Here is a 9,378-nt window from a genome sequence, read left to right on the forward strand (position 1 = left end):
GATCTTGTTCATCAATCGCATTTCATCGCTTTCTAAAGCGTCGTCCATCATCTTATCAGCGGCGCTTTTTTCTGCCACCGGAGCTTTCGGGGCGAATCTAATCATTCACACCCCCCGGTGTTAGATTTTTTCCATCTCATCGACTTCTGGCGGTAGCGGGTCGCCGTGCGCGTAAATCAATTTTGGCGGCTCGAAATCACCTGTCTCAGCATCGCCGGTATTTGTGAACGCAATCACCATCGGGCTACTCTTAGCCATTCGTTCAGCTGTGCGCTTTGCGTGTGCCGCATCCTTTGCGATGAAAGGCGTGTCAGGGTTCAGCTTGCCCCGATAACCCTTGCTGTAGCTCTGCACAATATAGTTCGTTTCCATGCTCATACTGTTACTCCATGTTCCGCTGTATGTGCGACAGGATGACTCATAAATGAGAACAGAACAAGAACATTCTTGATGAAAGGTTAACGGCGTTTTGTCGCCGCTAGATGTGGTACCGAGCCTCCGCAGACCCACCAAAATTATCTTTTCTGCGGTAAACCCAGCATCAACTCCACTTATAGATGCGCGGTGGCTTGCAATTGGCAACCTCTCCACGAAATGATGAAACTCAAAGATTCGGAGATATCTATTGAGCTTCAGCGACTACATTGTTTTTGTGGACGAAAGCGGCGATCACAATCTGGAGATAATAAATCCAGAGTATCCCGTATTTGTCCTAGCTTTCTGCGTCTTCAAAAAAGAAGATTACGTCAATATCGTATGCCCACGCGTACAGAATTTTAAGCTGCAATGGTTTGGGCATGACAACGTAATACTGCATGAACGAGAGATACGGAAAGACATGTCTCCCTTTGATTTTCTGAGATCCAGAGAATTAAAGGGTCAGTTCCAGAGTGATCTATCCCAGATAATTTTGGATACACCTATGACAATAATTCCAACCGTTATTCATAAGGATAGGCTGCGGCAGCGATACAACGATCCAGATAACCCTTACCACTTGGCGCTTTTATTTTGTCTTGAGAGGTTGCACAGTTTTCTTGGCCACAATCGCCGAGTTGAAGGAACAACACATATTATATTCGAACAACGTGGCGGCAAGAAGGGTGGAGGAGAGGAGGATAAGACACTTGAGCTAGAGTTTCGCCGTATAATGGACGGTCAGCATTACTTAGCTCGCAATGGATTTTCGGATATGGAGATACAGATTGTATCAAAAGCGACTAATTCCATTGGGCTACAATTGGCCGATCTAGTAGCAAGACCTATCGGTCTTAGATGTATGCGACCCGAGCAAGAAAACAGAGCCCACGATATAATCAGGACTAAGTACATGGGTGGCCACAATTACCCATTTGCCCACGCTGGAATAAAAGTATTTCCTTAAAAAGCGAAAGGCCCTCGGTTCATACCGAGAGCCAGACGCCGAACGAGAATCCCCATTCCATTTGCAATACATATAACATCTAGAAATTCAGAATTCCAGAAATTCAGCAAGTTTTTGTCGAATTAGTACATTTTATCTAACTGATTGCCTTCTAAGCGCGCCACACGCTGCGGTTCACATAATAACCTCCCCTATCCAGAACAGAATTACGATCATCGTAATGCGCAGCAGTCGGGCTGCGACTTGTGCACACTGATTCTAGCACGGTTCGCGGCGGCGTCAAAAATAATTATGATTTTCGTACATTTCCTATTGCGCGTAATGTATGATTATCGTACATTGATCTCAGCAAACGAGTTGGGAGCAACGAAATGCACTCCACATACCAGATTACCGGAAACGACCTTGCGAGAGCCTTTGCAGGCATTGCGCAGACGGTAAACAAGCCGCGCTTTTTGCGTGACGTTCTCGCCATCAAGAAAGAGCGTGGCGACGAGGATTGCGCCTATTTCGAGCTTAACGCTCGCTACTACGCCAACCGTCTGAACTCGACCGTTGAAGGCGCTCATTACACCGCAAGCCGTGCTCCAAGCATGAAGCGCTTCGCAGGAATGCTTGAGGAGTTTCTGTGATGGCTCTCCTCGTAACAATCCTTTTTATCCTCGCCATTGCTGGAACAGCAGCAACGTTTCTCATGCTCTGCCACGCAGAAACAATGGCGGAAATCGCTCGGAGTGAAACAGATGCGCTCTAAAGAAAAAGTCCCGCTGAAAATTTCCGTGATGCCGTCGACTTCAACTCGACAGTTCGCGATCAGAAGCAACTACCGCGATGCCGCAGGAGAGTGGGACGACATCTATGTCGACTTCTCTGGCTTCTTTGGGAAGTTCTCGCCGCACACATTCGCCGTAGCTCCTGAAATGCTTGAGGTGTTGGATATCGTTTCTGCCCTCGACATTGACCCTCGTGTTTTGCACCGTGTCGATGATCTGAGAGCGAAAGCCAGAGGTGCATCATGACCAATCATGCCGATCACCTCAGCGCTGAACAGGTCGAATTGTATCTGACCGCAATCAGCACAGACAAATCTATCGAAGACCGCATTGAAGCAGCTGGCGACCTTCTCGCCCGCCCTCTCCCTTACGATGCACGCAAGGAAATCCGGTCAATCTATCTCACCCTCACAGACCATGAGCTTTTGACTGAGGAAGGAGTGTTAGCCGCATGAGCGAAGAAGCCAAGAAGCAGTTCTTCTCCCTTTCGCAGACACAGCGCCGTTTGGCGAAGGAATATCGCGATTGGGCCAAGTACGCCGAGATCAAAGGCAAGGGCCTCCGCGCTGCCGAATACTGGCAGAAGTCAGAACGCCTCTGGAACTCCGCATTCCGCAATCTCAGTTTAGCAAGGTGATGGCATGAAAACGAAGACAATAAATAAAGTACTGTCAGCCAAAATAAACCAATGGCTCGAAAGCATTGAGGATGAGGAGGTCCGCGATATTGCTCGCAAAAACACAATCGTCACCGGTGGGGCCATTGCTTCTATGCTGCTCAATGAGCCGGTCAACGATTTCGACCTCTATTTTAGAACGACAGACGCGGCGTTAAAAGTAGCTAACTACTACGTCAGCGCCTTCGCAAAAAATACCGGCTTCACGATGGCCGTTACAACCGAGAGCGACGGACGAATTAAACTCACGACTGAGTCAGGTCGCCGGGGAGAAACGGCGGGTGTGGTTCCTTCGTTGTCTGACGACGAGAGCGATGAAGGTTTTGGAGAGGCATCCGGAGCCGAGTCCGTTGAGCGCAATGATGATGGTGCGCCCTACCGGCCAGTATTCTTATCCAGCAATGCAATTACGCTGTCGAACAAAATCCAGATAATTGTCCGCTTCGCTGGCGATCCAGATCAAATACATGAGAATTATGATTTTGTTCATTGCACCAACTATTGGACTAGCTGGGATGAAAAGACGGTTCTGCGTCAAGCGGCGCTGGAAGCTCTTTTAAGCCGTGAACTAAGGTATGTCGGCAGCAAATATCCGGTTTGCTCAGTTATTCGACTGCGAAAGTTTATCAAGCGCGGCTGGACCATAAACGCAGGTCAAATTCTCAAAATGATCATGCAAATTAGTGAGTTAGACCTCACGAATCCCGCCGTCCTTGAAGACCAGCTTACCGGCGTTGATAGCGCTTATTTCATCGAATTAATGAGCAAACTTCGGGACAAAGATCCTGAAAAAGTAAACTCGGCATACTTGGCCGAAATCATTGATAGGATTTTTTAAATGGAAAATTCAGTCAAGGAAATTGGCATAGGCCATAACGGCGCACCTGAGCCCACCCCATTCGAAACTGTCAAAGCGAAGATCGATGATCTTTATGATGAAGCCAAGCTTTGGCTAGATGGCGCAGAAATAACCAGCCAGGATCAGGCAGACGAGATCCAGAAACTCATGCGCCTTATTCAGGCATCAGAGAAAGAAGCCGACGAAGCCCGCAAAGAGGAGGCCAAACCTCACGACGATGCGAAGGCCGAAATTCAGGAGCGTTTCAACCTCCTGATTGGCAAGACAAAGTCTGTCACAGGAAAGACCGTGAAGGCAGTCGAAGCATGCAAGAAGGCTCTCGCGCCATGGCTTCAAAAGCTGGAAACAGCACGCCTTGAGAGAGAGGCTGCAGCTCTAAAAGAAGCCGAAGAAAAGAACCGCCTTGCTATGGAGGCCATGCGCCAGCGCACCGGTGACAATCTTGAGCAGAACGAGCAGGCTGAACAGCTTGTGAAGGAAGCCAAGGCAGCGGATTCGCAAGCGCGCCGCATCGGTAATGAGAAAGCATCTGCAAAGGGCTTTGGCCGCGCCGCGTCTCTCCGCACGTCTTACGTCTCGGAAGTGACCAATTACACGGCGTTCGCTCGTTTTGTCTGGGCTCATCACAAGGTCGATCTTTGCGACTTCCTTGATGATCTGGCTCGCCAGATCGTTGCTCGCGGCAATCACAACATCGACGGCGTTACCGTCAAAGAAGAACGGAAGGTTGCGTAATGTCAGCCAAACTCGATCTGTGGGAAGCCCACGCCGATATCGATCCTCAGTACACAAAAGCCATCACTGGCAAGGCGTACAAGGGCACGTCTCCAAACCCGCAATATGTCATCAAGTGTCTAACGGAAATGTTTGGCCCTGTCGGTCAGGGATTTGGCTGGGAAGTGCTGGCAGAGGATTTTACGCCTCTCGGTGATGAAGTTCTGCATTGGTGCCGCATTCGCTTCTGGCACACGAAGCGAGAGCATTATTACGAGGCTTACGGACAGACCAAAGCGCTCATGAAGACCCGCGATAAGGGCCTAATGTCTGATGAAGATGCTCCAAAAAAGAGCCTCACCGACGCCATTATTAAGGCCGCTTCGCAACTTGGCATCGCCGCCAACATCTTTCTTGGCCGGTGGGACGATCAGAAATATGTGGCCGAGGTCGATAAAGAGTATCGGCAGGATGAGCAGGCAAATAAGTCCGCACCAAAGAATGATGAAGCGCGTGCGCTCTATACAGCACTCGAAAAAGACATGCGCCTCAACACAAGCCGCTCTGACCTTGGCCGTTGGTGGCGCGATCAGGAGTGCGAAACCCTCCGCAAGAAACTTCCGGCTGATTGGCAAGGCACATTGAAACAAGCCCTGACCGATTACGGCAATACCCTTCCCGAAGAACAGAAAGCGGCCTGACCATGAAGAACATCACAATTTCCGGACGCATTGGCAAAGACGCTGTTCTTCGTCGCACTCAAAACGGGGATTCCGTTCTTGGCTTCACTGTGGCTGTTGATGACGGTTACGGACAGAACAAATCAACGATGTGGTTTGACGCCTCTATCTGGGGAAAGCGCGGCGAAAGTCTTGAGCAGTATTTGCGCAAAGGAACTCGCGTCACTGCCAATGGTGAATTTGGTCTGCGCGAGCATGAAGGCAAGTCATATCCGACAATCCGCGTGAATGAAGTCGACTTCGATACTCCTAAGCGTGAAGAGCGCAGCGAGCCGTCAAGGTCGCGCCAAGCTGGCCAGCCAGCCAATTTCTCGAATGATCTGGACGACGAGATCCCATTCGCACCGGAGTGGCGATAATGGCGAAAAAAGAAAAGGCGCTCATTGTCGTTCGCAAGACTCCGCGCGGTTTGCAGCCGGTATCTGGCTTCGATGCTGAATTGTTGCTCGCAGCGCCTCTTGGAACAGAGTTTAACCTGGCATCGCTCACCAAGCGTTCCCTTCCTCAGCAGCGCACCTATTGGAAAGCGCTAAGCGAAGTCGTCAAGGCAACTGGCAAATGGCCGACCGCCGAGAAGCTTCACGACGCTCTCAAGCGTGCCTGTGGATATGTCGAAATTCGTTACAACCTCGACGGATCGTCCTACATCGCAACGGACAGTACGTCCTTTGACGCCATGAACCATGAAGAGTTTTGCACGTACATGGAACTGGCAATGGCGAAGCTTTCCGAAGCCATCGGCTATGACCCGCTCGCCTTCTTAGAGGATGCAGCATGAAAACCATGTCCCTCCAAGCCCCGTCCGATGTTCGCCGCAGCCGTGAGAAGGCGAAGCTTTACATCGCCACACACGAGCAGCTTGAGCGCGAAGTGCGCGGCAAGTTCGACCGTGAATGTGTTCTTGAACTGGATATCGTCCTGTCTCTCACCGATTTCTCGGAGGTGAACCATGGCGCGGCGTGAATTCTCGAAGGAAGTTAAACGAACTGCTCTAAAGCGATCTGGCATGAAATGCGAGGCTGTTGGCGAAATGTACGGCTTTGAAGCCGGACAGCGTTGTTGCGTCAGTCTGAGCGCAGGCGTTCAATATGATCACATCATAGCTGATAGCATTGGTGGAGAACCCACGCTGGAAAACTGCGCGGCTGTCTGCATACCTTGCCACGGATACAAAACCCGTACTGTCGATACGCCAAGAGCGGCAAAAACAAAGCGCATGAGTGACAAGGCGAACGGCATAGTTCGCGCAAAAGGTAATTTGAGAAGTCAAGGCTTCCAAAAGACTGAAAAGTCTCCACGCATCGACAAATCCGCCCTTCCGAAATTGCCATTGTCCCGGCTTATGCAGGCTGGGATTGCGAGGATTCGCCCATGACCCCGACCATACCAGAAGCAGCAGTACAGGCGGCGCTTGATACGTGGCTGGACCATGAATTTGATGGAACACTTAATTGGACGAGAATGAGAAACGCTCTCACAGCCTCCCTGCCTTTCCTGCAAGGGGTGAAGGTGAAGGCGTTGAAGTGGACGAAAGGAGTGGTTGACATAGCACATCCGCACCCCGGCATGAAATATGTCGCTTGCAGCACAACTCCGAAGGGATCGTGGGCATGGTGGCTCGATAATGCGCCCGAAACTCGCGACGTCTTCTCGTCCGAAGAAGCCGCCAAAGCCGCAGCACAGGCCGATTATGAGGCTCGCATCCTCTCCGCGCTTGAGCCCTTTGCTAATAGTTATCCACAAGGCGCTAATTTAGCGGCTCATTCGAAGAACGAAAACGGACCGGATCATGAACCATCCCCGCGTGCGCAGGCGTTGGAGGAAGGCGACCTCTTGAAACGCGCAGCTCTGATAATTGAAGGACGAAGCACGGCGGTTAACAGCGAATTCATTGAGAGCCTTTCCAACCGGAAGGCTTGGGAAGTTGCTGAGATCATCGCAGATAACGACATCAAACTTGGTGCTGAAATCCGCGCCCTCTCGTCTCAGCCTGTAGAGGATTGGGAGTGTGAGGCTGATTATGAAGTTATCTGCAATGGTGACTTTGTGGCAGGATCATCAGACCTTGCTGACGCCAAGCATTACGCCGCTGTATATGCGCAGGACGGGCCAGTTGAAATCATAGAGGCTCGCACGTATCGCCGTCCCCTCCCAGCCTCACCGGGAGTGTCGGAATGAGTAAGCCAACGCTGAAAGAAAACCCGGAGACGTGGAAAGGTTCTTACGACCTCCACGCATACTGCAAATACGACAACCCCGATCACGAATGGGATGAGTTTCCGCACATGAATGGGCCGTGCGAAACGGGCGGTGACGCTCGTAATCAACTTCGTTCGTATGGTTGGATTTTTCATCGCGATGGCACAGCGACTTGTCCGAAGTGTGCAAAGGTACTCACCCGCCCGACAGGAGGCAGCAACCATGGCGAATGAATTGAAGCCTTGCCCGTTTTGTCACAAGACATCTTACCTCAAGATTGAGATGTACCTTGATCCTTCATTTGAAGAATATCATGGGTTTACTGTCGTCTGTAGCGCAGCTGGGTATGAAGGCACAGAACGAGGCTGCGGATCATCTGGCGGATGGGGCGAAACAGAGGCAGGCGCCGCCACAGCTTGGAACACCCGCCCCGCCGCGCCGGTCGATGGGTTGAAGACGGTCACCTATCGCGGAAAATATATCGCAGACGGTAATGGAGCATGGGATCACTACCCTTCTGCTGATGTGAGTTTTGACCCTGACAAATATGAGCAGGAAGCTCTCGTCACCCGCTCACAGGCCGAGGCCATCATTGCGGCGAAGGATGCCGACAATGCGGCGCTTATTCATGACCTAAACCGGATTAAAGATCATGAGACGGAACTGGTCAACGACAACGCGGCGCTGACTGAGCGGGTTAAGGCCCTAGAAACCCAACTCGCGGCGGCAAAGAAGGCGTTGGAATTCTATAGCAACTTAGACAACTGGAAAAATGGTCGCTTTGAACAGGTGGAAGGTGGAGCAGTCCTTCGGCACCACCCTTCCTCCGCGCATAAAGATCGCGGAGCAATTGCCCGCGCCGCCTTGGAGGGCAAGCCATGACCTGTCAGATGTCTTTCGACTTTTCAAAATGCATGAACATTGTTTCATCTCTGACTGAAATGGTCAGTGTCTACAGGAAGCGTGACGATGAACGAATAATGGAATGGTCAGATCGTGCTATTCCATTTCGCAAGGAAATTGTCAGTGCATTCCTCAAAGCTGGCGGATCTATTTGGTGCGAGCATGGAGAGGTTCGTGCGAGCCTTAACGGGCTTCTAGCGCGCGAACCAAATCGGGTCTCAGATGAACACCACAATTTTCTTCCCGTCCTTCGATGGGTAGAGATTTGCCTTGGTAAGCCGGGAGGAAGCCATGACCCTCATTGACAGACTATCAAAGCTGGAAGCCCTTTTTGATGCTGTCACACTAATGCAAAAGCATGACGAAAAGTTTGAGGGCGAGATACCGTTAGCGACAATACAGAAGGTTTATGCGGCTCACGCCGATGTCTTGCGCGCAAAGGAGGCCAGCCATGGCGAGTAAGGAACTGACGAACGCCGCGAAAGCCATTTATGAAAGCCGTAACGGAGCACGATGCAAGCCGTGGTCGCAATTGCCTCAATCGCATCAGGCTCCTTATCTGGATGATGCAGAGGCGGCACGTAAATCATTCTTCGCCGCTCTACAGGAGCCGACAGAGGGGATGCTGGATGCTAAAGCTCCATGGCCTGATCATTGGGGTGACTACGACAAGGCTTCACCCATGCAACGGTCTGCTTATCAGGTTGATAGATTAGTTGCTCGGTCATCTTGGCGCGCCATGCTCGCCGCATCCGCACTAGGGGAGCAGAGCGAATGAAGCTTAATGAACCCGTTTTGCCAGACGATTATCCAGTCTATGCGGGATACCTGTACGTTGCAGATGGTGAGGTAATAGTCAGCGATTGGCACGATACTGATGTGCGGCATCTCAAGCATCACCTGAAAGCAGCAGAAATTCGTCGCTGCGACATTGCCGGTCGCCAAGCCCTGAAAGGCGGTGAGTGATCATGGCTGATCTGTCAAAACTCTCACCACAGGCATTGAAGGTCGCGATGACGGAAGGCACCCAATCATGGGGCCAGTACGGAAATTCGGAAACGCAGACCCGATATATGGAGCCGCGTAAATCCCGCCGCAAATGTCATTGTGGATGCAATGGACGAGAGACG

Annotated in this window: 20 protein-coding genes; 19 read left to right on the top strand and 1 reads right to left on the bottom strand. The window is 51.2% G+C overall.

Going from position 1 to position 9,378, the window contains the following annotated elements; all coding sequences use genetic code 11:
* Window positions 1-120: 120 nt before the first annotated feature.
* Window positions 121-378, bottom strand: coding sequence for a hypothetical protein (locus VBH83_RS10150; RefSeq protein ID WP_396997498.1), 258 nt, complete (start codon window positions 376-378; stop codon window positions 121-123).
* Between the two features lie 247 nt (window positions 379-625).
* Between VBH83_RS10150 and VBH83_RS10155 the strand changes: the two genes are divergently transcribed.
* The 19 genes from VBH83_RS10155 to VBH83_RS10245 all read left to right on the top strand — a co-directional run bounded on the left by VBH83_RS10155 (window position 626) and on the right by VBH83_RS10245 (window position 9,214).
* A complete protein-coding gene (locus VBH83_RS10155; protein WP_396997500.1) occupies window positions 626-1,384 on the top strand; it encodes a DUF3800 domain-containing protein in 759 nt (252 codons plus the stop codon).
* 371 nt (window positions 1,385-1,755) lie between these two features.
* Window positions 1,756-2,016 (top strand): hypothetical protein, encoded by a 261-nt coding sequence (locus VBH83_RS10160; protein ID WP_113486832.1) that lies wholly within the window; start codon window positions 1,756-1,758, stop codon window positions 2,014-2,016.
* On the top strand, window positions 2,016-2,138 hold the full coding sequence (locus tag VBH83_RS10165; protein ID WP_396997503.1) for a hypothetical protein: 123 nt from the start codon (window positions 2,016-2,018) through the stop codon (window positions 2,136-2,138). Before VBH83_RS10160 ends, VBH83_RS10165 begins: the two co-directional genes overlap by 1 nt.
* Window positions 2,128-2,403, top strand: coding sequence for a hypothetical protein (locus VBH83_RS10170; RefSeq protein ID WP_396997505.1), 276 nt, complete (start codon window positions 2,128-2,130; stop codon window positions 2,401-2,403). The genes VBH83_RS10165 and VBH83_RS10170 overlap by 11 nt, the downstream gene beginning before the upstream one ends.
* Complete coding sequence (locus tag VBH83_RS10175; protein ID WP_396997507.1) at window positions 2,400-2,612, top strand: hypothetical protein; 213 nt, start codon at window positions 2,400-2,402, stop codon at window positions 2,610-2,612. The genes VBH83_RS10170 and VBH83_RS10175 overlap by 4 nt, the downstream gene beginning before the upstream one ends.
* A complete protein-coding gene (locus VBH83_RS10180) occupies window positions 2,609-2,794 on the top strand; it encodes a hypothetical protein (protein WP_396997509.1) in 186 nt (61 codons plus the stop codon). The genes VBH83_RS10175 and VBH83_RS10180 overlap by 4 nt, the downstream gene beginning before the upstream one ends.
* A 4-nt stretch (window positions 2,795-2,798) precedes the next feature.
* Window positions 2,799-3,671: a hypothetical protein gene (locus tag VBH83_RS10185; RefSeq protein ID WP_396997511.1), complete on the top strand. Its 873-nt coding sequence runs from the start codon at window positions 2,799-2,801 to the stop codon at window positions 3,669-3,671.
* Complete coding sequence (locus tag VBH83_RS10190) at window positions 3,672-4,427, top strand: hypothetical protein (RefSeq protein ID WP_396997513.1); 756 nt, start codon at window positions 3,672-3,674, stop codon at window positions 4,425-4,427.
* Window positions 4,427-5,107, top strand: coding sequence for an exodeoxyribonuclease VIII (locus tag VBH83_RS10195; RefSeq protein WP_396997515.1), 681 nt, complete (start codon window positions 4,427-4,429; stop codon window positions 5,105-5,107). The genes VBH83_RS10190 and VBH83_RS10195 overlap by 1 nt, the downstream gene beginning before the upstream one ends.
* Window positions 5,108-5,109: 2 nt before the next feature.
* Window positions 5,110-5,505 (top strand): single-stranded DNA-binding protein, encoded by a 396-nt coding sequence (locus VBH83_RS10200; protein WP_396997517.1) that lies wholly within the window; start codon window positions 5,110-5,112, stop codon window positions 5,503-5,505.
* Window positions 5,505-5,924, top strand: a complete 420-nt coding sequence (locus VBH83_RS10205; RefSeq protein WP_396997519.1) for a hypothetical protein — start codon at window positions 5,505-5,507, stop codon at window positions 5,922-5,924. The genes VBH83_RS10200 and VBH83_RS10205 overlap by 1 nt, the downstream gene beginning before the upstream one ends.
* On the top strand, window positions 5,921-6,109 hold the full coding sequence (locus VBH83_RS10210; protein ID WP_396997521.1) for a hypothetical protein: 189 nt from the start codon (window positions 5,921-5,923) through the stop codon (window positions 6,107-6,109). Before VBH83_RS10205 ends, VBH83_RS10210 begins: the two co-directional genes overlap by 4 nt.
* Window positions 6,096-6,521, top strand: coding sequence for an HNH endonuclease (locus tag VBH83_RS10215; protein WP_396997523.1), 426 nt, complete (start codon window positions 6,096-6,098; stop codon window positions 6,519-6,521). Before VBH83_RS10210 ends, VBH83_RS10215 begins: the two co-directional genes overlap by 14 nt.
* Complete coding sequence (locus tag VBH83_RS10220) at window positions 6,518-7,324, top strand: hypothetical protein (RefSeq protein WP_396997525.1); 807 nt, start codon at window positions 6,518-6,520, stop codon at window positions 7,322-7,324. The genes VBH83_RS10215 and VBH83_RS10220 overlap by 4 nt, the downstream gene beginning before the upstream one ends.
* Window positions 7,321-7,578 carry a hypothetical protein gene (locus tag VBH83_RS10225; RefSeq protein WP_396997527.1) on the top strand — a complete coding sequence of 86 codons (258 nt, stop codon included), beginning with the start codon at window positions 7,321-7,323 and terminating at the stop codon, window positions 7,576-7,578. The genes VBH83_RS10220 and VBH83_RS10225 overlap by 4 nt, the downstream gene beginning before the upstream one ends.
* A complete protein-coding gene (locus VBH83_RS10230) occupies window positions 7,568-8,227 on the top strand; it encodes a Lar family restriction alleviation protein (RefSeq protein ID WP_396997529.1) in 660 nt (219 codons plus the stop codon). Before VBH83_RS10225 ends, VBH83_RS10230 begins: the two co-directional genes overlap by 11 nt.
* A 312-nt stretch (window positions 8,228-8,539) precedes the next feature.
* Window positions 8,540-8,710 (top strand): hypothetical protein, encoded by a 171-nt coding sequence (locus VBH83_RS10235; protein WP_396997531.1) that lies wholly within the window; start codon window positions 8,540-8,542, stop codon window positions 8,708-8,710.
* Window positions 8,700-9,026: a hypothetical protein gene (locus VBH83_RS10240; protein WP_396997533.1), complete on the top strand. Its 327-nt coding sequence runs from the start codon at window positions 8,700-8,702 to the stop codon at window positions 9,024-9,026. Before VBH83_RS10235 ends, VBH83_RS10240 begins: the two co-directional genes overlap by 11 nt.
* Window positions 9,023-9,214, top strand: coding sequence for a hypothetical protein (locus VBH83_RS10245; protein WP_396997535.1), 192 nt, complete (start codon window positions 9,023-9,025; stop codon window positions 9,212-9,214). Before VBH83_RS10240 ends, VBH83_RS10245 begins: the two co-directional genes overlap by 4 nt.
* Window positions 9,215-9,378: the final 164 nt, after the last annotated feature.

Source organism: Ochrobactrum sp. S1502_03 (genome assembly GCF_044435015.1).
Lineage (GTDB): Bacteria > Pseudomonadota > Alphaproteobacteria > Rhizobiales > Rhizobiaceae > Brucella > Brucella chromiisoli.